Annotated in this window: 12 protein-coding genes; 7 read left to right on the forward strand and 5 right to left on the reverse strand. The window is 65.1% G+C overall.

Annotation, left to right across the window (positions count from 1 at the left end; translation table 11 throughout):
- The first annotated feature begins 86 nt into the window (after positions 1–86).
- Both HAPAU_RS10095 and HAPAU_RS10100 read left to right on the forward strand, forming a co-directional pair.
- Complete coding sequence (locus tag HAPAU_RS10095) at positions 87–3098, forward strand: FAD-binding and (Fe-S)-binding domain-containing protein (protein WP_066382228.1); 3012 nt, start codon at positions 87–89, stop codon at positions 3096–3098.
- Between the two features lie 129 nt (positions 3099–3227).
- Positions 3228–4967, forward strand: a complete 1740-nt coding sequence (locus HAPAU_RS10100; RefSeq protein ID WP_066382230.1) for an L-lactate permease — start codon at positions 3228–3230, stop codon at positions 4965–4967.
- A gap of 26 nt (positions 4968–4993) precedes the next feature.
- Here the strand turns inward: HAPAU_RS10100 and HAPAU_RS10105 are convergent, their stop codons facing one another.
- Both HAPAU_RS10105 and HAPAU_RS10110 read right to left on the reverse strand, forming a co-directional pair.
- Positions 4994–7189, reverse strand: coding sequence for an LUD domain-containing protein (locus HAPAU_RS10105; protein ID WP_066382231.1), 2196 nt, complete (start codon positions 7187–7189; stop codon positions 4994–4996).
- Positions 7186–7683, reverse strand: a complete 498-nt coding sequence (locus tag HAPAU_RS10110) for an LUD domain-containing protein (protein WP_066382232.1) — start codon at positions 7681–7683, stop codon at positions 7186–7188. The genes HAPAU_RS10105 and HAPAU_RS10110 overlap by 4 nt, the downstream gene beginning before the upstream one ends.
- Before the next feature lie 117 nt (positions 7684–7800).
- Between HAPAU_RS10110 and HAPAU_RS10115 the strand changes: the two genes are divergently transcribed.
- Complete coding sequence (locus HAPAU_RS10115; RefSeq protein ID WP_066382234.1) at positions 7801–10050, forward strand: NADP-dependent malic enzyme; 2250 nt, start codon at positions 7801–7803, stop codon at positions 10048–10050.
- 126 nt (positions 10051–10176) lie between these two features.
- Complete coding sequence (locus HAPAU_RS10120) at positions 10177–11415, forward strand: MFS transporter (RefSeq protein ID WP_066382236.1); 1239 nt, start codon at positions 10177–10179, stop codon at positions 11413–11415.
- Positions 11416–11427: 12 nt separating this feature from the next.
- Here the strand turns inward: HAPAU_RS10120 and ddh are convergent, their stop codons facing one another.
- Complete coding sequence (gene ddh / locus HAPAU_RS10125) at positions 11428–12363, reverse strand: D-2-hydroxyacid dehydrogenase (RefSeq protein WP_066382238.1); 936 nt, start codon at positions 12361–12363, stop codon at positions 11428–11430.
- Between the two features lie 163 nt (positions 12364–12526).
- Here ddh and HAPAU_RS10130 point away from each other — a divergent pair, with 163 nt between their 5' ends.
- The 3 genes from HAPAU_RS10130 to HAPAU_RS10140 all read left to right on the forward strand — a co-directional run bounded on the left by HAPAU_RS10130 (position 12527) and on the right by HAPAU_RS10140 (position 18610).
- Positions 12527–14137 carry a thiamine pyrophosphate-requiring protein gene (locus tag HAPAU_RS10130; RefSeq protein ID WP_066382240.1) on the forward strand — a complete coding sequence of 537 codons (1611 nt, stop codon included), beginning with the start codon at positions 12527–12529 and terminating at the stop codon, positions 14135–14137.
- Between the two features lie 60 nt (positions 14138–14197).
- Positions 14198–15457: a CaiB/BaiF CoA transferase family protein gene (locus tag HAPAU_RS10135; protein ID WP_066382242.1), complete on the forward strand. Its 1260-nt coding sequence runs from the start codon at positions 14198–14200 to the stop codon at positions 15455–15457.
- Between the two features lie 177 nt (positions 15458–15634).
- The gene (locus HAPAU_RS10140) at positions 15635–18610 is read left to right on the forward strand and encodes an FAD-binding and (Fe-S)-binding domain-containing protein (protein ID WP_066382243.1); all 2976 of its coding nucleotides are present in this window, start codon (positions 15635–15637) and stop codon (positions 18608–18610) included.
- Here HAPAU_RS10140 and HAPAU_RS10145 read toward each other — a convergent pair whose 3' ends face one another.
- Together HAPAU_RS10145 and HAPAU_RS10150 are read right to left on the reverse strand one after the other, a co-directional pair.
- Entirely contained in the window at positions 18611–19813 is a 1203-nt protein-coding gene (locus tag HAPAU_RS10145; RefSeq protein WP_066382251.1) for a CaiB/BaiF CoA transferase family protein, read from the reverse strand.
- 2 nt (positions 19814–19815) lie between these two features.
- The gene (locus tag HAPAU_RS10150; RefSeq protein ID WP_066382253.1) at positions 19816–20598 is read right to left on the reverse strand and encodes an enoyl-CoA hydratase/isomerase family protein; all 783 of its coding nucleotides are present in this window, start codon (positions 20596–20598) and stop codon (positions 19816–19818) included.
- Positions 20599–20668 lie beyond the last annotated feature (70 nt).

The raw sequence follows: 20668 nt of genomic DNA on the forward strand, positions 1-20668 counted from the left end.
GGCGCTATTAAAACCGTGGGTCACCGAGTCATGTGTGGGTTCATCGAACACAGTATTTATCACGATCAACCCCCGACCGGAAGCTAATGGCCGTCGAAAAGCCCCACGGCGATATGAGCAACTTCGAAGTGTATAGGGAGGCACGCGGGCACGACAATCCGGATGCGAGCGAGTACGAGGAACTCGCCGCGGACCTGCGTGCGGTCGTTGACGGCGAGGTCCGGTTCGACGAGTACGCACAGGTCCTGTACGCGACCGACGGCAGCATCTACAAGGCAAAACCCGCGGGAGCGGTGATGCCCCGCGATCGGGACGACGTCAGGAACGCGATCAAGATCGCCTTCGAACACGAGGTGCCGATCATGGCCCGCGGCGCGGGCTCCTCGCTGGGCGGCCAGGGCGTCGGCCCGGGCTGTATCGTCCTCGATATGACGACCTACATGGACGAGATCCTCGAGATCGACCCCGAGAACCGACGCGCGCGCGTCCAGCCGGGGGTCGTCCAGGACCACTTCGACGACGCTGCGAGAGAATACGGCCTGAAGTTCGCGCCCGATCCGGCCTCCTCGAACCGTGCGACCATCGGCGGCGGGATCGGTAACAACTCGACGGGGGCGCACTCGGTCCGGTATGGGATCACCGACGCCTACACCGAGGAACTCGACGTGATCCTCTCGGATGGCACCGAGATCCACACTCGCGAAGTCGTCCTCGATTCGCCGGAGTACCAGGGTATCGTCTCGAAGGACGATCGGGAAGCCGAGATTTACCGAACAGTCCGGGGACTGGTCGAGGACAACGAAGAGGAGATCGAGGACCGATACCCGAACCTCAAGCGGGTCGTCTCAGGCTACAATCTCAACCGAGTGATCTACGAGAACGAGGCCGGAGAGGAGGTCATCAACCTCTCGAAACTGCTGGTGGGTGCCGAATCCACACTGGGAGTCGTCGTCGAGGCCGAGATCTCGTTGGTGAGCGTTCCCGAGGAGACGGCGCTCGCGCTGTACTTCTTCGACGACCTCGTCGACTCGATGAAGGCGGTCCCGCAGGCCCTCGAATACGACGTCAGCGCCGTCGAGCTGATGGACGACGAGGTGTTCCGGATGGCCGCCGAATCGGATGGCTACTCGCAGTACGTCGAGCCGATCCCCGAGCGTGCGAAAGCCGCGATCATGCTCGAGTACGACTCGGAGATGGTCGAGGACTTCGAGGACGCGATCGGTGAGACCAACGACCGGTTCGTCGAGAACGGCGACGCCTTCGACGTGCTCGAAGCGTATACTGAAGAGGATCAGGGGAAGATCTGGAAGCTCCGCAAGGCAGCGATTCCGCTGCTGATGAGCCTGGAGGGCGACCCGAAACCGTACCCGTTCATCGAAGACGCGACGGTCCCGCCGGAGGAACTGGCCGAATACGTCCAGTCGTTCAAGGAGGTCCTCGAGGACCACGGCACCTCGGCGGCGTATTTCGCGCACGCGGGCTCGGGGACGCTCCACATCCGGCCGATCCTCAACCTCAAGGACGGCGAGGGCATCGAGACGATGCACTCGATCACCGACGAGATCACCGACCTCGTCGTCGAGCACCACGGCGCCTTCTCGGGCGAACACGGCGACGGGATGGCCCGCACGGAGTTCAACCCGAAGATGTTCGGCAACGATCTGTGGGGCGCGTTCAAGGAGCTGAAGACGGCCTTCGACCCCGAATGGCTGATGCACCCGGGCAACGTGGTCTATCGGGACGGTCCCGAGGACCCCGGCCCCGAGAACGAACGGGGCGTCGGCGCGGACAACCGCGAGCATCTCCGCTACGGCGCGGGCTACCAGTCGATCGAGCCCCAGACGAAACTGGACTTCACCGACGAGGGCGGGTTCTCCCATCTCGTCGAGCTGTGTAACGGCTGTGGGACCTGCCGACAGACCGACGACGTGATGTGTCCCACCTACCGGGGAATGAAGGACGAGATCGCGACCACCCGCGGGCGCGCGAACATGCTTCGGGCCGCGATTTCGGGGGACCTCCCCGAAGAGGAGCTGTACTCCGAGCAGTTCCAAGAGGAGGTGCTCGACCTCTGTGTGGGCTGTAAAGGCTGTAAGAGCGACTGTCCCACCGGCGTGGATCTGGCGAAGCTCAAAGCGGAAACCAAACACCAGTACCACGAGCGCGAGGGGGTCGGGATCCGCGATCGGGTCTTCGGCAACATCGACACGCTCTCGAAACTCGGCAGCGCGCTCGCGCCGGTCTCGAACCTCGGGACGAAGGTGCCGGGCGCGCGGAAAGCGATGGAGAAAGTCGCCGGGATCGCCCCAGACCGGGAGCTCCCGATGTTCCGCCGTGAGTCCCTCGAGGACTGGTACGACGCGCGCGGCGCGCGTGTCAGCGAGGCTGAAGCCGACCGGAAGGTAGTGTTGTTCCCCGACACCTACACGAATTACAGCTATCCCGAACCGGGGAAGGACGCCATCAGAGTGCTGGAGGCCGCAAACACCCACGTGAAGATCCCCGACGACCTCGGCCCCAGCGGCCGGGCGGCCTACTCGAAGTCGATGCTCGACAAAGCCGAGAAGCGCGCCCGGCACAACGTCGAGCGCTTCGAGGAGTACATCGACGACGGCTACGAGGTCGTCGTCGTCGAGCCCTCCGACGCGGTGGTCTTCCAGGACGAGTACCTCGACCTGCTCGCTTCGCCGGAAGCCGAGCGCGTCGCCGCCCACTCGTACGGAATCTGTGAGTACCTCGACGTCCACCGGCTGGTCGAGGAACTCGACCTGAACGAGAGCGGCGAACCGCTCACGTATCACGGCCACTGTCACCAGAAAGCCACGGGAAAGGACCACCACGCCGTGGGTGTCCTCCGGCGCGCGGGCTACGCGGTCGACCCGCTGGACTCGACGTGCTGTGGGATGGCGGGTTCGTTCGGCTACGAGGCCGAACACTACGACCTCTCGAGGCAGATCGGACAGCGCCTGTTCGACCAGATCGACGCGAGCGGCGGGACGCCCGTCGCGCCCGGCGGCTCGTGTCGCAGCCAGATCGGAGAGGAGTACGAGGGCAACCCGCCCCACCCTATCGAGAAGGTCGCGGCGGTCGTCCGATAGCGCGATCCCTCCCCTGTATTCGACAGACGGAGAAGCGAGTTTATCCATCATATTTATTAGCCACCGTTGAACACGTAGGCGTGAGTCGTTCACAATGATCACGAGGGTACGGAAAAACGGTGGTCGAGTATGGTATTAGAGATCGTCCTCGCGGCGTTGCCGCTGTTGGTCGTAGCGGTGTTGCTTGTCGGCCTGCTGTGGCCGGCGACGCGGGCGATGCCGATCGCGTGGATCGTCGCGCTCGGCGTGGGGTTTTTCGCCTGGAACATGCCACCGAACTGGCTCGCGGCGGCCTCGATTACCGGTGTAATGACCGCCCTCGAGATCCTCTGGATCGTCTTCGGCGCGCTCTTGCTCCTGTACACGCTGATGCAGGCCGGCGCGTTCGATCGGATCAACCGGGGATTCGCCACGATCAGCGACGATCGCCGCGTACAGATCGTTCTCTTGGGATTCTTCCTCGCGACGTTCATCGAGGGAGCGGCGGGCTTCGGGACGCCCGCCGCGGTCGTCGCGCCGCTGTTGCTCGGACTCGGATTTCCGGCGCTCGCGGCGGTCATCGCGGCGATCATCGGCCACGTCATCGCCGTCACGTACGGCGCGGTGGGGACGCCCATCATCGTCGGCATCCAGGACCCGCTGGCCTCGGCCGGCTTCCAGGACGAGATCGCCCAAGGGGGCTACACCGTGCCCGAGTACTCGACGGAGGTAGCTGCTTGGGCGGCGACCTATCACACGCTCGTCGGCTTCGTGATGCCGCTGTTCGCCGTGGGAATGGTGGTGTACTTCTTCGGCGACCGTGACGAGCGTTCGCTCTCGCCCGCCTGGGAGGTCGCGCCGTTGTGTCTGGCCTCGGGAATCGCCTTCGCGGTTCCGTACTGGCTGTCGGCGTGGTTCTTCACCGCGGAGTTCCCGAGCCTCATCGGGTCGATGGTCGGCGGGGCGATCATCGTCAGCGTGCTGAAGGCGGGCTACCTCCTCCCCGACTCCCACTGGGATTTCCCGCCGCGTAGCGAGTGGCCCGACCACTGGGTCGGAACCATCGAGCCCGGTGAAAACGGCGCGACGACGGGCCGGCCAGACAAGGCGACGGCCACCGACGGCGGTATCCCAAGCAGCCCGGAGATGTCGCTCGCTCGCGCGTGGTCGCCGTACGTCCTGGTCGTCGTGCTGCTCGTGGTCACCCGTGCGGTCGACCCGATCTCGTCGTTCATCAACCGACCGGCCTTCATCGTCGAGTGGCAGGAGATCCTCGGCACTGGGATCTCCGGTAGCATCGCGTGGATGAACGTTCCCGGGTTCTGGCTGATCGTCAGCGCGGTGCTCGCGATCCCGATCTTCGGCATGAGCGGCGGACAGGTCTCGGCGGCGTGGCGCGAGGCCGCGGAGAAGATCGTCTCGCCGCTCATCGCGCTGGTGTTCGTCATCGCGATGGTGCAAGTGATGATCAACTCCGGCGCCCACCCCGGCGCCCCGGAGGGCGGCAGCATGATCGTCGTGCTCGCGACGGCGACCGCGGACCTACTCGGCCCGGTCTACCCGGCGGTCGCGGCGCTGATCGGCGCGCTCGGCGCGGCGATGGCCGGTTCGAACACCGTCTCGAACATCACCTTCGGCGGCTTCCAGTTCGAGGCCGCCCAGCAACTCGGCCTGCCGACCCAGATCATCGTGGGTGCGCAGGCCGTCGGCGGCGCGATCGGCAACCTCGTCGCGATCCACAACGTCGTCGCGGCGCTGGCGACGGTGGGTCTGGTCGGCCAAGAGGGCCGCGTCATGCGCCTGAACCTGATTCCGCTGGTCTATTACTCGATCTTCGTCGGGTTCTGGGCGCTGCTGTTCTCGTACGTGCTGTTCCCGAGCGCCTTCTGAAACGCCGGCTCGCTGCCGGCGGTTTTTTATCCGAGGTCCGGCGCGATCAGTTCGATCGGATGATGCGGTTTTCGTTCCAACAGCACGTCCAACTGATCCGTACAGGAGGTACCGCTCGCCAGCACCGTTCGATCCCGTTGACCGGCCGCCTCGAACTCGTCTTCGAGTTCGTAGCCCACGTCCATCGAGAGCTCGTAGTACTGCTCTTTGTAGCCGAAGGAGCCGGCCATCCCACAGCACTCGACGGTCGAAGTCAGCACGTCGTAGTTCAGGTCCTCCAGTAGTGTCTCGGTGTACTCCCCGAGCCCCATCGTGCGCTGCTGGCAGTGGCTGTGGTACGCGACCCGGCCGGGACCCTCCGTAAGGACATCGGTCTTTTCGGGGTCGTTCGTCACCAGCCCGTAGACGTACTCGCAGATCTCGTAGCTGGCTGCCGAGAGTCGGTCGAACGAGGCCTCAGGCAGAAACTTCTCGTACTCGCCGCGGAACATCGCCAGGTCGCTCGGCTCGATGGCAATCACGTCCCGCCCGGCATCGAGGTGCTCGGCGAGGCCAGCGTAGGTTTCGTGAGCCTGCTCGCGCGCGGTCGAGAGCATCCCCTGACTAAGGGGGGCTCGACCGCTCTCGGGCAGGTCCGGAAGGAGGACCCGAACTCCGAGCGACTCCAGGGTGCGGACCGCGGCCTTCCCGCGTTCGGGACTGATGTAGTTCGTGTAGGTGTCGGGATACAACACTGCCTCGCGGTCGGCCTCCGTCGGGGAAAGCCCCTCGCGGGCGAGGAACCACTCCTGGAGGGTTTCGTCCGCGAATTTCGGGAGGTCACGACGTCTGTCGATCTGTAGTACCTTCTCCATCGCCCAGCGGCTCGGCGGCAGTTCCGCGAGCCAGTTCGAGACCGGAGCCGTCTTCGAGCCGAGTTTGGCGACCGTCCCGAAGTTGCCGAAGAAGCGTTTCTGGAGGGAAACACCACCGGGTTCGGCGTCCGGGGTCAGCCCCTCGACGAGGAAGTCGAACTCGCTGGGGGCCTCGCCGCGGTTGATCCGATCCCTGACTACCTCGTTGATCCACGGGATGTCGATCTTCACCGGACACTGATTGACACAGCGCGAACACCCGGTACAGAGGTCGTTGAACTCTCCTGCACTCTCCTGGCCGTGAACGCCGGCCTCCCAGCCCGTGGCGATACCCCCCGAGTAGGTCTCGCCGCCGAAGGCGTGGCCGCCGACGTGCTGGAAGTTCGCACAGACGTTCGCACACGCCCCACATCGGATGCAGTAGAGCGTCTCGCGTAGTTCGGGATCCTCCCGCATTGCCATCCGGCCGTTGTCGATCAACACGAGATGGAAGTCGCGGTCGCCGTCGGCCTCCGAGAGGGGCGCGTCGCTCCCGAACTCGATCGTCGGCGTCGAGACCGGCGGCGTGAGCAGCGACATGTAGGAGGTGAGGTCCTGACCCGTCCCCGACCGCGCGATCAGTTCGATGAACGGTTGGAGGTCCTCGAAGTTCGGGAGGACCTTCTCGACGCCCGATACGGCGATGTGGGTGTCGGGGGCGACCGCACACTTCCTCGCGTTGCCCTCGCTGGTAACGAGTAACATCGTCCCGCTCTCGGCGACGAGGAAGTTCGCGCCGGTCATCCCGACGTCGGCTTCTTTGACCCGTTCGCCGAGGTACTCGCGGGCGAACATGGTCAGCTCTTCTGCGGTTTCTAAGGGCTCGTCGGTCTCGAACTCCCGGTTGAACAGCTCGGCGATCTCCTCGCGAGACTTGTGGATCGCCGGCCCGACGATGTGGGAGGGTGACTCCTCTGCGACCTGGATGACGAACTCCCCGAGGTCGGTCTCGTAGACGTCTACACCTGTTGCTTCGAGCGCTTCGTTGACGTCGATCTCCTCGCTGGTCATCGACTTGCTCTTGACCAGCGTTTCTGCGTCGTCGGCCACCTCGGTGATGTAGCGGTTCGCGTCCGCGGCGTCCGAGGCGAGGTAGACGTGCCCGCCGTTCTCTTCGACTGCTTCGGTAAGTTCCTCGATGAGTTCGGGCAGGCGGGAGATGGCCTCTTCCTTGATTTCACGGGCCCGATCCTTCAGTTCCTCGTAGTCCTCGAGGTCCTCGGTCGCGGCGTACCGGCCCTGATTGAAAACCCTCGTATTGGCCTGGACGCTGTCGCCCTCGGTGTCGAGCAGTCGCCGGATGTGGGCCGCTTTGTCGTCGGTGCTCATTGCTCGATCACGAGGACGTGAACGCGTTTCGGGCCGTGTGCGCCTCGTACCAGCGCGCCCATGTCGGCCGTGGCGCTCGGACCCGTCGCGATGATCGCGCTCTCGCGACCGTCGGCGAGGGTCGTCGCCATCGTCCCGACTGCGGTGGGCATGTCGGGGACGATGTCCTCGGCACTGACGACGACGACGTGCAGGTCACAGAAGAGGCTGACCGGTTCAGCCCCTCCAGAGGTCGAGGGCAGGACGACCGAACCGTACTCCGCGATCCCGAGTGATGCACCGGTGACGCCGGTGACGGATTCGGTGAGTTGGTTCGGCGTCGGGTCGGTAGCGACGGGCGTCCCCTCGAGCGAGACCGATTCCATCGAGAGCGTCCCGACGGCGGGCTTCTCGATGACCTCTTCTAGTACGCCCTCGAACGCCTCCGGTGCGAGGCGCGTGGTCTCGACGGCTAGCCCGTCGAGGGCGTTCTCGAACGTGTCGACAGTGGACATACCGAGTGGTCCGTTCCCACGGACATCGGTGTTTTCATCGCTCCCATTCGTCGATCGTCGAAATGTATGATCTGCCCCTGTCGATACCTTTTTACTGATCTCGGGAGACGCTCCGGTATGACGCTGGAGGACGACTCCCTTGAGTACCACGAGGCAGACCCGCCGGGCAAGATCGAGATCGCGACCACCAAACCCACCAACACCCAACGGGACCTCTCGCTGGCGTATTCGCCCGGGGTCGCCGGGCCGTGTCGCGCCATCGACGAGAACCCCGATGACGTCTATCGGTACACCGCGAAGGGCAACCTCGTGGGAGTCGTCTCGAACGGGTCTGCTGTACTGGGACTCGGCGACATCGGTGCGAGTGCCTCCAAGCCCGTCATGGAAGGGAAAGGCGTACTGTTCAAGCGGTTTGCCGACATCGACGTCTTCGACATCGAACTCGATCTGGAGGATCCCGAATCGATGATCGCCGCGACGAAGGCGATGGAGCCGACCTTCGGCGGGATCAACCTCGAAGACATCAAGGCGCCCGAGTGTTTCCAGATCGAGGAGACGCTCAGGGAGGAGATGTCGATCCCGGTCTTCCACGACGACCAGCACGGTACCGCCATCATCAGCGGGGCTGGACTGTTGAATGCCGCCGAACTCGCCGGCAAGGAACTCGACGAACTCGATGTCGTTTTCTCGGGGGCGGGCGCGAGCGCGATCGCCACGGCCCGCTTTTACGTCTCGCTGGGCGTACAGCGAGAAAACATCACGATGTGTGACTCCTCGGGGATCATCACCGAGTCCCGTTCGGAAGAAGTCAACGAGTACAAACGCCAGTTCGCCCGCGACCTCCCCGAGGGCGACCTCGCGGACGCGATGGAGGATGCGGACGTGCTCGTGGGCCTCTCGGTCGCCGGCATCGTCTCCCCGGAGATGGTCCGGTCGATGGCCGCCGATCCCATCATCTTCGCGATGGCGAACCCTGACCCGGAGATCACCTACGAGGACGCGAAATCCGCCCGCGACGACACGGTGATCATGGCGACCGGGCGCTCTGACTATCCCAATCAGGTCAACAACGTGCTGGGCTTCCCCTTCATTTTCCGCGGGGCGCTCGACGTGCGGGCGACGGAGATCAACGAGGAGATGAAGGTCGCGTGTGCGGAGGCGCTCGCGGACCTCGCGAAACAGGACGTCCCCGACGCGGTGCGGAAGGGCTACGGCGACCAGCCCCTGCAGTTCGGCTCGGAGTATATCCTCCCGAAGCCGATCGACCCCAGAGTCCTCTTCGAGGTCGCCCCCGCGGTCGCGCAGGCGGCGATCTCGAGCGACGTCGCACGCCGCGAGGTCGAACTCGACGAGTACAAAGAGCAGTTGGAGGCTCGTCTCGGGAAGTCCCGTGAGATGATGCGGGTCGTCCTGAACAAGGCCCGTAGCGACCCCAAGCGGGTCGCGCTCGCCGAAGGGGAGGACGAGAAGATGATCCGCGCGGCCTACCAGATGGAGGAGGAAGGGATCGCCCAGCCCGTTCTCATCGGCGACCGCGAGGAGATCGAGACGACGATCCGGCAACTCGGACTGGCGTTCGACCCGGACGTGGTCGATCTGTCCGAAGCCGAGTACGACGAGTACGCAGAACGCCTCTACGACCTGCGCCAGCGCAAGGGCTTCACCCGTAGCGAGGCGGCCGACATGATCCGCCGGGACTCGAACTACCTCGGAAGCGTCATGGTCGAGGCCGGCGACGCCGACGCCCTGCTGACGGGACTGACCCATCACTACCCCTCGGCGCTGCGCCCGCCGCTACAGACCATCGGCACGGCCGAGGACGCCAACTACGCCGCCGGGGTCTACCTGCTGGCGTTCAAGGACCGCGTGGTCTTCTGTGCGGACGCGACCGTCAACCAGAACCCCGACGAGGACGTCCTCGCGGAGGTCACGCGCCACACCGCACAGTTGGCCCGCCGGTTCAACGTCGAGCCGCGCGCGGCGATGCTCTCCTATTCGAACTTCGGGTCGGTCGACAACGAGGGGACCAGAAAACCTCGCGAGGCCGCCCGGATCCTGCGGCGGGATCCTGACGTGGACTTCCCGGTCGACGGGGAGATGCAGGCAGACACCGCCGTCGTCGAGGAGATTCTCAACGGTACCTACGACTTCGCGGAGCTAGAGGAGCCGGCGAACGTGCTCGTCTTCCCGAACCTCGAGGCGGGCAACATCGGCTACAAACTGCTCCAGCGACTGGGCGGCGCGGAAGCCATCGGGCCAATGCTCGTCGGCATGGACAAGCCGGTCCACGTCCTCCAGCGCGGCGACGAGGTCAAGGACATCGTTAACTTGGCGGCGGTCGCGGTGGTCGACGCTCAGCAGCAGTAACGAGCCACATCTCTTCTGCCCGGATTCGGCGAACACCTGCCCGAACGCGACCAGTTAAGCGGGCTCGCGACAGTCCGTTCATCACATGAGACGAGTACACGTACGACACACTCGACGGTGGGTGGGATGAACGACAACGACCGCTCCATTACGGGGTTTACGATGCTCGCACACGGCGTGTTCCACACCTACGAGCTGTCGATTCCCCTGTTTATCGTCATCTGGCTCGACGTCTTCGACGTCTCGGCGTTCGTCCTCGGGATCGTCGTCAGTATCGGCTACGGGTTGATCGGTGTCGGCGCGCTTCCGAGCGGCGTGCTCGCCGACCAGTACGGCTCGCGCCGGCTGATCGTCGCCGCGGTCGTCGGCATGGGCGGGGGCTTCTTTCTGCTCGCACTCGCTCCGAACGTCTACACGCTCGGACTGGCCATCGTCGTCTGGGGCGCTGCGGCGAGCATCTACCATCCCGCCGGGCTCTCGCTGATCAGTCGCGGGGCCGAAGAGCGGGGCACCGTCTTCGCGTACCACGGCGTCGGCGGCAACATCGGCACCGCGTTCGGCCCCTTGCTCGCCGCTTTCCTCCTGATCTTTCTCGACTGGCGGTTCGTCATCGTTGCGCTCGCGGTTCCGGCGATCGCCGTCGTGATCCTCGGCTCCGCCATCGAGTTCGACGAGACGGCCGCGACCGCGACGGACGGCGGCGAACGACAGGACGCCGATACCGAGGACGAAAACACGGACGAGGGGTTCGACCTCCGGGGGATCGTCGCCGACTCCCGCTTGCTCTTTACGACGGGCTTTACCCTCGCGTTCGTGATCGTCATGCTCTATGGCACCTACTACCGCGGTTTGCTGACATTCATGCCCGACATGATCGCGAACCTCCCGCAGTTCGGCACCTACACCGTCATGGGCCAGTCTGCCGAACCCGCCCAGTACATCTACACCGGTCTGTTGATGGTGGGCATCCTCGGTCAGTACGCCGGCGGACGGGTCACCGACCACGTCAGAACCGAGTACGCGCTGTTGGCGACGCTGACGTCGCTGGCGGTCCTCGCGATCCTCTTCTTGCCTGCGGCGAGCGTCGGCGTCGTCGCGTTCCTCGCGGTCTGTGCGGTGCTGGGCTTCTGTCTGTACGCCACCGCACCGATCTACCAGGTCGTGATCGCCGAGTACGCCGCCGAAGACGTCCACGGTCTCTCGTACGGCTACACCTACCTCGGGATGTTCGGCGTCGGCGCGGGCGGGGCGGCACTCGCGGGTGCACTGCTGACGTACTTCAGCGCCCCCGTGCTGCTCGGAGCTCTCGGGGCCATCGCGCTCCTCGCCGCGGGACTGGTAGTGGTCGTCCTCCTGCGACTGTAGGAAACGGACCGCTCAGGCGACGCGGTTTCGCAGCTCCTCGCCGGACTGATACCGCTCGACGTTCCCCGTCACTAACTCCGCGATGTCGAGGTGGTACCGGTTGGTCGCAGATCCCTTATGCGGCATGACGATGACCTCCTCCATGTCCCACAGCGGCGACTCCTCGGGGAGCGGTTCGGTCTCGAAGACGTCGAGCGCTGCGCCTGCGATCTCGCCGTCCTCGAGTGCGGCGATCAGAGCGTCCTCGTCGACGATCGGGCCGCGCGCGACGTTCACGAGGTAGGAATCCTCGCGCATCGCCTCGAACTCCGCCGTCGAGAGCAGGCCGTCCGTCTCGGGGGTGTGGGGCAGGGTGACCGCGACGAAGCGCGCCTCCGAAATGGCTTCGTGGAGTTCGTCTGGGTCGTAGATCTCCGAGACGCCCGGGACGGGCTCGTTCGAGCGCCGCACGCCGACGACCTCCATTCCCAATCCATCGGCCCGCGTGGCGATCCCCTCACCGATGGTACCCAGTCCGAGCACACAGAGGCGCTCGTTCTCGACGGTGAAGGGACGCTCGTACTTGGGGGTGTACCACTCCGTCGCGTTCTGGTGATCGCGATAGACGTGTAGCAGGCGCGCGAGCGAAAGCATACAGCCGATCGCGACCTCACCGACGGTCGCGCCGTGAATGCCCGAACTGTTCGTCAGTGGGATCCCCGCTGCGGCGTACGCCTCGGTGTCGAAGGCGTCGTAGCCCGCCCGGGCGCAGTGAACCCAGCCCGCATCGAGGAACTCCGGGCGGGGGACGTAGGTGACGACGGCGTCTGTTTCGGTATACTCCCGTCCGTCGCCGACGAGTTCGGCCGGGATCGAGAGATCGGAGAAGGCCTCGACGAACGCTTCCTTGGGAATCACGTTCTCGACGGATTCGTGGACGTACAGCTGCTCGAGGTCGGCTGCGGACATGCACGTCACTGTGTCACATTTAGGATTGAAGCTTTCGGAACACGGCGTCATAGAAGTTCATGATCTATCGTCGTCGATTCGGTGTTCGAGCTTGACAGAATTGGTAACTCTTATCACATAGTCGGACAGCATATGTGATAGTCACCGTACCGGTGAGGACATCATGGACGTCAACGAAGCGATCGCACAGACGCTACGAGAGGAGGGTGTAGAGTACCTGTTCGGGTTCCCGAGCAACCCGTTGTTCGACACGGATTCGGCCGAAGAAGCCGGGATCCGAAAGATCATCACGAGACAGGAACGGACCGCGGTCCACATGGCCGACGCGGTCGGCCGGCTGACCTCGGGCGATCGGGTCGGTGCGTTCGCCTGCCAGCACGGGCCGGGCACCGAGAACTCCATCGGGGGGGTCGCCCAGGCCTACGGGGAGTCCGCGCCGATCGTCGCGATCCCGGCGGGCTACGACCTGGCGAAGACCGACGTCGATCCCAAGTTCAACTCGCTGGTGAGCTACCAGTCGATCAGCAAGTCCTGCGAGCAACTGGCGGATCCCGAGGCCGTCGGCGAGACCATGCGCCGGGCCTTCAGCTCGGCGCGAAACGGCCGACCCCGCCCTTCCGTGGTCGAGGTCCCCAAGGACGTCTTCTATACGGATCTCGAGGAGGAGTTCGAGTACACCCCCTCGAAGGCGCGTCGTTCCGGGCCGGACCCGGCGGACGTCGAGACGACCGCCGAGATGCTGGTCGACGCCGAGCGCCCGGTGATCTTCGCCGGGCAGGGCGTCCACTACGCGAAGGGCTGGGACGCCCTCAAGGAGCTCGCAGAGACCCTCGAAGCGCCGGTGGCGACGAGTCTCAATGGCAAGAGCGCGTTCCCCGAGGACCATCCCCTCTCGCTGGGCGCGGCGAGCAAGAGCGAGCCCGGCCAGCTGACGCATTTTGTCCGGGAGGCCGACGTGCTCTTCGGGATCGGCTGTTCGTTTACCGACACCGCCTACGGGCTGACGGTGCCCGACGGCCCCGAGATCGTCCACTCGACGCTCGACCCCACGGACATCGACAAGGACGAGGTCTCCTCGCACTCGCTCGTGGGCGACGCGAAACTCACCCTCGAAGCATTGGTCGAGGAACTCGACGGCCGGGTCGAGGCCGACCGCGGGCGGGCCGACGACGTGGCCGCGGAGATCGAGGAGGTTCGCGAGGAGTGGCTCGCCGAGTGGGAGCCGAAACTCACCTCGGATGACACCCCGATCAACCCGTATCGAGTGGTCCGGGAGCTCGACGAGATCGTCGACAAAGAGGAGGTCGTCATCACCCACGACGCAGGCAACCCGCGGGACTTCCTCGCGCCGTTCTTCGAGGTAACCGAGCCGCTCTCCTATATCGGCTGGGGCAAGACCACCCAGTTGGGCTACGGGCTGGGGCTCACGATGGGCGCGAAGCTCGTTCACCCCGAAAAACTCTGCATCAACGTCTGGGGCGACGGCGCGATCGGGATGACGGCCCTCGATCTGGAGACCGCGGCCCGCGAGGACATCCCGATCCTCTCGATCCACCTGAGCAACTTCGAGATGGCCTCCTACGACACGCCCTTCGGCGGACACTGGGCGGACGTCGCGGAGGGGCTGAACTGTTACGGCGAGCGCGTCGAGGACCCCGACGAACTGGGGGCCGCCATCGAACGCGGGATCGAGAAGACCGAGGAAGGCACGCCCGCGCTGATCGAGGTCATCACCTCGAAGGAGACCGAACTCTCGCGGCCGGATCTCGAATAAGCACCTCGCCCTCCAACGGCGACGGGAACGTTTAACATCGACAGCTGAAACCACTACATCATGGAATCCGATAGCACGAGTCAGGAGAAGATACTCGACGGGATCACGGTCGTCGATCTGACGACGTTCGTCACCGGCGGCTTCGCGACGCTGATGCTCGCGAACCAGGGCGCGGAGGTCATCAAGGTCGAACGCCCCGAACTCGGCGACGACAGTCGCCACTCGGGCCCGCCGTTCGTCTCGACTGAGGACTACGAGGGACCGGGCCGCTCGGCCGCCGAGCAGGGCGAATCGCCCTACTTCTGGACGGTCAACTACGACAAGCAAAGCGTCGAACTCAACCTCAAAAGCGAGGAGGGCCTTTCGATCTGCAAGGAGCTGATCGAGGAGGCCGACGTCCTCGTCGAGAACTTCCGACCCGGTACCGCCGAACGGCTGGGGTTGGGCTACGACGACCTCCGCGAGCTGAACCCCGAACTCGTCTACTGTTCGATCTCCGCCTTCGGCGAGACGGGTCCGTGGAGCGACCGACCGGGGTACGACCTGCTCGTTCAGGGTATGAGCGGGATCATGAGCGTCACCGGCGAGGACGGGGGCGACCCGGTGAAAGTCGGCCTTCCCCAGACCGACCTCATCACGGCGATGTGGGCGGCCTTCGGCATCGTCGGCGCGCTGTTTCGGCGCGAACGCACGGGCGAGGGCGAGCGCGTCGAATTGGGAATGCTGGATGCGGCGCTCCCGTGGCTCACCAAACAGGCTGCCAAGGCGTTCGTCGGCGAGGAAACGAGCAGAATGGGGACGAAAGACCCCGTGCTCGCGCCGTATCAGAGCTATCCCACCAGTGACGGCTATCTGAACGTCGCCTGTGGCAATCAGAAGCTCTGGGAAGGGTTTTGCACCGAGATCGAGCGGGAGGACCTGCTGGAGGACTCGCGATTCGCGGAGAACGCCGATCGGGTCGAGCACATGGACGAACTGGAAGACGAACTGTCAGCAACGCTCACCGACCGCACGACCGACGAGTGGGTCGAGACGCTGGCCGAGGAAGCCGGCCTCCCGGTCGGCCCGGTCTACGAGGTCGGCGAGGCGCTCGAGAGCGAACAGGTCGAGGCCCGCGGGACCGTCGGGTCGCTCGATCATCCCGCGGCGGGCGAGATCCCCTCGCTCGAACACCCGCTCAACTTCGCGAGCGCCGACAGCGGATTCGAGGACGCACCGCCGCTTCTGGGCGAGGACACCGAGGCGATCCTCGACCGGCTCGGCTACTCGGAGGAACGGATCGCAGAACTGCGCGAATCGGATGCGATACCCGACGCGTAGACGGGAACGGCCCGGACGCAACACATTTATTCGTGTGTTACTACCACACATTCGAAATCGACCGGCGACGTTCGACCGTCCTGAGTCCCGGGCTAGGGCGGCTCACGACCCCGGGCGTGCGCCGGGCGGACACGGACCGGAACAGCGGCGACGACCACGGAGGAGACACGCTTTACAATGGCAACAACCGACCGACACGACCCCGCGACCGACGACCGAGCGAACTACGACTACACGAACGGCGACGTCGAGCGACCCGACCTCGTGGCCGACCTCGAAGCCCGCGTCGAGGGCGACGTGCGCTTCGACGAGTACTCGCGGGAGCTGTACGCGACCGACGCCAGTGCCTACGAGGTCACCCCGATCGGCGTGGTCTTTCCGGCCTCGGCCGAGGACATCGCCGCGGTGATGGGCTACTGTGCTGACCGCGAGATCCCGGTCCTGCCACGCGGCGGCGGGACGAGCCTCGCGGGCCAGTCGGTCAACGAAGCGGTCGTGCTCGACCTCTCGCGATACATGACCGATATCACCGGGGTGGACCCCGACGCGATGCGGGCATGCGCCCAGACCGGGATCACGCTCGGCGAACTCAACCGCACCCTCGAACCCGAGGGGATCAAGTTCGCGCCCGACCCCTCGACGGCCGACCGCAGCGCTCTCGGGGGTGCTATCGGCAACAACACCACGGGCGCCCACTCGCTGCTGTACGGCAAGACCGACGCCTACGTCGAGGAGTGTGAGGCCGTCCTTTCCGATGGTTCGGTCCATACCTTCGGCGAGGTGAGCGTCGAGGAACTGCGCGAAAACGCGGACCCCGAGGGCGAGCTGATCGAGCGGATCCACGCCGAAGTGGTTCGCATCATCGACGAGGAAAGCGACGCCGTCGCGGAGCGCTACCCGAGCATGAAGCGAAACGTCTCGGGGTACAACCTCGACGTGCTCGTCGAGGAAGCCCGCGGGGAGGGCGCCACCGAGGAAGGGACAGTGAACCTCGCGCGCCTGCTAGTCGGCAGCGAGGGGACGCTGGCCATCGTCACCGAGGCCGAGGTAGCGCTCGAAACCATCCCCGAGACGAAGTCTATCGGACTTCTGACCTACCACAGCCTGCTCGAGGCGATGGAGGACGTCGGGCCGATCCTCGAACACGAGCCCGCGGCGCTGGAGGTGCTCGACGGCGTGCTGGTCGATCTCGCCCGTGGGCTCGACGAGTTCAAGGACGTCATCGGAATGTTGCCCGACGAGACCGACACGTTCCTCCTCGTCGAGTTCTACGCCGACTCGGACGAACAGCGCCGCGAGAAGGTCGAAACCCTGCTCGAAGATCGGGTGGGTGAGATCGCCTTCGACGGCTACGAGGCCTACGACGAGGAGACCCAGAAGGACTTCTGGAAGATGCGCAAGGCCTCGACGCCGATCCTCCTGTCTCGAACCGGCGACGAGAAACACATCGCCTTCATCGAGGACGTCGCGATCCCGCCCGAACACCTGCCGGAGTACACCGCCGACTTCAAGCAGGTCTTCGAGGACCACGACACGTTCGGGAGTTTCTACGCCCACGCCGGCCCGGGCTGTATGCACGTCCGCCCGCTGATCAACACCAAGACTGCGGAGGGCGTCGAAACGATGGTCTCGATCTCGGACGCCGCCACGGATCTCGCGGTCAAATATGGGGGCAGCGTTTCCGGGGAGCACGGCGACGGCAGAGCCAGAACCCAGTGGAACAGGAAGCTCTACGGCGAGCACCTCTGGAACGTCTTCCGCGACCTGAAGACGGCGTTCGACCCCGATTGGTTGTTGAACCCCGGCTCGGTCTGTGGCGACTTCGACATGAGCGAGCACCTCCGATTTGGCCCGGGCTACGAGTTCGAGGCGGGCTTCGAACCCCAACTCAACTGGGAGAACGACAACGGCTTTCAGGGGATGGCCGAACTGTGCCATGGGTGTGGCGGCTGTCGCACGAGCCAGGACGGTGCGGGCGGAGTGATGTGCCCGACCTACCGTGCGGCCGACGAGGAGATCACGAGTACGCGGGGGCGGGCGAACATGCTCCGGCAAGCGATGAGCGGCGACTTACCCGAAGAGGAGCAGTTCGACGTCGAGTTCATGCACGAGGTGATGGATCTCTGTGTGGGCTGTAAGGGCTGTGCGCGGGACTGTCCCTCCGAGGTGGACATGGCGAAGATGAAAGTCGAGGTCGAACACGAGTATCAAAAGCGCCACGGGGTCGACCTGCGCTCGCGCGTCTTCGCGCGGATCGACTGGCTCTCGGACCTCGGGAGCGCGACCGCGCCGCTCTCGAATCTCGCGAGTTCGCTGCCCGGCTCGGGGCTCGTGACCGAGAAAGTACTGGGGATCGCCCGCGAACGGGAGCTCCCAGCCTTCGAGCCCGAGACGCTCACCGAGTGGTACGAGAAGCGCGGGCCGCAGGTAAGCGAGGAAGAGGCCGACCGGAAGGTGCTGCTGTTTCCTGATACGTTCACCGACCACAACAACACGAAAGCCGGGAAAGCCGCGATTCGGGTGCTCGAGGCGGCGAACGTCCACGTGCGGATTCCCGAAGGGGTTACCGGGAGCGGGCGGCCCGCCCACTCGAAGGGAATGCTCGATCTGGCTCGCGAGAAGGCAGACCGCAATGTCACCGCGCTCGCGCCCGACGTCAACGCCGGCTGGGACGTGGTCGTCGTCGAGCCATCCGACGCCGTGATGTTCCAGCTCGATTACCTGGATCTCCTTTCGGGCGATGCTGTCGAACGGATCGCACAGAACACCTACGGCGTCATGGAGTACGTCGACCGGTTCCGCCTCGACGAGTCGATGCACTTTGCCGCGCTCGACGAATCGCTCACGTATCACGGCCACTGCCACCAGAAGGCGGTCAAGAAGGACCACCACACCGTCGGCGTCCTGCGGCGAGCCGGATACCGGGTCGACCCGCTCGATTCGGGCTGCTGTGGGATGGCCGGCTCCTTCGGCTACGAGGCCGAACACTACTCGATGAGCCAGGCGGTCGGCTCCGTGCTGTTCGGACAGATCGAGGAAAGCGCTGGAGAAAGCGTCGTCGCCCCCGGGTCGTCGTGTCGCAGCCAGATCGGTGATGAGTACGGCGAAAAGCCGCCCCACCCGGTCAGAAAGCTCGAAGCGGCGCTGGCCTGATCAGTCGCCCGCGCCGAATGCGCCGCCGTCCGTCCACTCTTCCAACGTCGTCTGGTCGTCCGCGATTTCCGAAAAGACGTCTTCTGTGTGCTCGCCGAGTCGGGGAGCGGGCTCGCGGATCTCGGGTTCGTAGCCCGCGAAGTCGATCGGGTGGCCCGGCAGCAGGCACTCGCCCCAGTCGGGGTCCTCGTGGGGAATCGTCAGATCGCGCGCCGCGGTCTGCTCGTGTTCGACGACGCCCGCGACGTCGTTGATCGGTCCACAGGGGAAGCCGGACTCCGTGAGCGCGTCGAGCCAGAACGCCGTGTCCTCCTCCTCGAACTCTGCCTCGATGATCCCCAGCACTTCCCCGGCGTGTTCCCGTCGGTCGTCGTTGGTCGGATATTCGAGGAGCTCCTCGCGTCCGAGCAACTCGACGAAGTCCTCCCAGCGGTCGTCGCTCGGCACGCCCGTGACGAGCGCACCGTCCGACGTTTCGAAGCGCTGGTAGGGCACGAGCGTTTGGTGGCTCGTCCCCTGTGGATCGGGAACGCTCCCGTCCATCGAGTACTCGGTCAGATACTCGTTCATGAGCGTCACGATCGAGTCGAACAGTCCGACGTCGAACTTCCCGACGAACTCTTCTCCCGTGTGCTCGCGCTCGTAGAGCCGCGCGAGGACGCCCATCGCCGCGAACATCCCTGTCGTCAGGTCGCCGATAGCCTGGCCGACCTTTACGGGCTCGCCACCCTCGGGACCAGTAACGCTCATGAGCCCGCCCTCAGCCTGCAGAATGAGGTCGAGGCCCGGTTTCTTCCTATACGGCCCGCTCTCGCCGTAGCCCTTGATACTCGCGTAGACGATCCCCGGGTTCTCCTCGCGGAGGTCCTCGTAGCCGATGCCGAGTTTGTCGGTGACGCCGTAGCCGAAGTTTTCGACGAAGACGTCGGCCGCTTCGAGCAGCGACCGTGCGGCCTCGACGCCCGCCTCGCTCTTGAGGTCGAGCGTCACCGACCGCTTGTTCCGGTTGTTCGCCATGAAGTACCCCGACTTCCCCTCGGGGCCGACGCCCTGCGAGCGCGCGGGATCGCCGACGCCGGGGCGCTCGATCTTCACGACCTCCGCGCCCATGTCCGCGAGCAGCGCGCCACAGAACGGGCCCGCGCGGTGGGCGGTCATCTCGACGACCGAGACGCCGGCGAGGGGGCCCTGATTCCCAGTCATTCTCACTCGCCCTCGTTGAACTCGTCGACCAACTCGCGGCGCTCGTCGCTGGCGAACTGCTCCCACCAGAGATCGGCCTCGAACTCGCGGGCGTCCGCCGCGTCGGTCGCGTCCGCCGCGTAGTTGAGCGCGCGCTTCGAGTTCTTGACCGCCTTCCGCCCCGTATCTCGGATCCCGTCGATGATTCCCTGTACCGTTTCGTCAAGCTCCTCGCGCGCAACGGCGTGGTTGATCAGCCCGATCCGCTCGGCCTCGGCGGCGTCGATGAACCCCGCGGTGAAGACCAGTTCCTTTGCCTTGGCCTCGCCGACGAGTTCGATCGCGCGCTTGTTCGATCCTCCAGTCGGTATTTGCCCGATGTTCGCGGTCGGTACGCCGAACTTCGCGCCCTCGACGGCGACGCGCATGTCACAGAACATCGCGAGGATCAGCCCGCCGCCCACGCAATAGCCGTTGATCTTCGCTATCACGGGCGCGTGACAGTGCAGGGCCTTTTGGTACATCTCGTAGAACAGTTCCTGACGGTCCTCCTGGTGGGCGTGTTCCTCCGCGGGACCGGCGTACTCCGTTATATCCGCGCCCGCCGAGAAGGCGTCCTCGCCCTCTCCGGTGATGACGACCGCGTCGATCCCCCTGTCGAGTTGGATCTCGTCGAAGGCTCTCGAAAGGTCCAACATCACCGCGTCGTTGAGGGCGTTGTACACCTCGGGACGGTGGAACTCGATCGTGGCGACGCCGTCTGCGATGTCGACGCTGATGCTCTCGTAGGCCGTGTAGCTGACCATGTGGAGTCACCGCACACCCGGGGCAAAAGTCTTCCCAAGAAAGCCCTCGGCTGACCTTGGCAGGTCAGCC

Origin of the sequence: Halalkalicoccus paucihalophilus (assembly GCF_001593955.1) — an archaeon.
Lineage (GTDB): Archaea > Halobacteriota > Halobacteria > Halobacteriales > Halalkalicoccaceae > Halalkalicoccus > Halalkalicoccus paucihalophilus.

Excerpts from the sequence above, each read along its gene's own strand:
- HAPAU_RS10120 (WP_066382236.1), top strand. The coding sequence starts at position 10,177 with ATGAACGACAACGACCGCTCCATTACGGGGTTTACGATGCTCGCACAC.
- HAPAU_RS10095 (WP_066382228.1), top strand. The coding sequence starts at position 87 with ATGGCCGTCGAAAAGCCCCACGGCGATATGAGCAACTTCGAAGTGTAT.
- HAPAU_RS10140 (WP_066382243.1), top strand. The coding sequence starts at position 15,635 with ATGGCAACAACCGACCGACACGACCCCGCGACCGACGACCGAGCGAAC.
- HAPAU_RS10115 (WP_066382234.1), top strand. The coding sequence starts at position 7,801 with ATGACGCTGGAGGACGACTCCCTTGAGTACCACGAGGCAGACCCGCCG.
- HAPAU_RS10135 (WP_066382242.1), top strand. The coding sequence starts at position 14,198 with ATGGAATCCGATAGCACGAGTCAGGAGAAGATACTCGACGGGATCACG.
- HAPAU_RS10130 (WP_066382240.1), top strand. The coding sequence starts at position 12,527 with ATGGACGTCAACGAAGCGATCGCACAGACGCTACGAGAGGAGGGTGTA.
- HAPAU_RS10100 (WP_066382230.1), top strand. The coding sequence starts at position 3,228 with ATGGTATTAGAGATCGTCCTCGCGGCGTTGCCGCTGTTGGTCGTAGCG.
- HAPAU_RS10145 (WP_066382251.1), bottom strand. The coding sequence starts at position 19,813 with ATGACTGGGAATCAGGGCCCCCTCGCCGGCGTCTCGGTCGTCGAGATG.
- ddh (WP_066382238.1), bottom strand. The coding sequence starts at position 12,363 with ATGTCCGCAGCCGACCTCGAGCAGCTGTACGTCCACGAATCCGTCGAG.
- HAPAU_RS10150 (WP_066382253.1), bottom strand. The coding sequence starts at position 20,598 with ATGGTCAGCTACACGGCCTACGAGAGCATCAGCGTCGACATCGCAGAC.
- HAPAU_RS10110 (WP_066382232.1), bottom strand. The coding sequence starts at position 7,683 with ATGTCCACTGTCGACACGTTCGAGAACGCCCTCGACGGGCTAGCCGTC.
- HAPAU_RS10105 (WP_066382231.1), bottom strand. The coding sequence starts at position 7,189 with ATGAGCACCGACGACAAAGCGGCCCACATCCGGCGACTGCTCGACACC.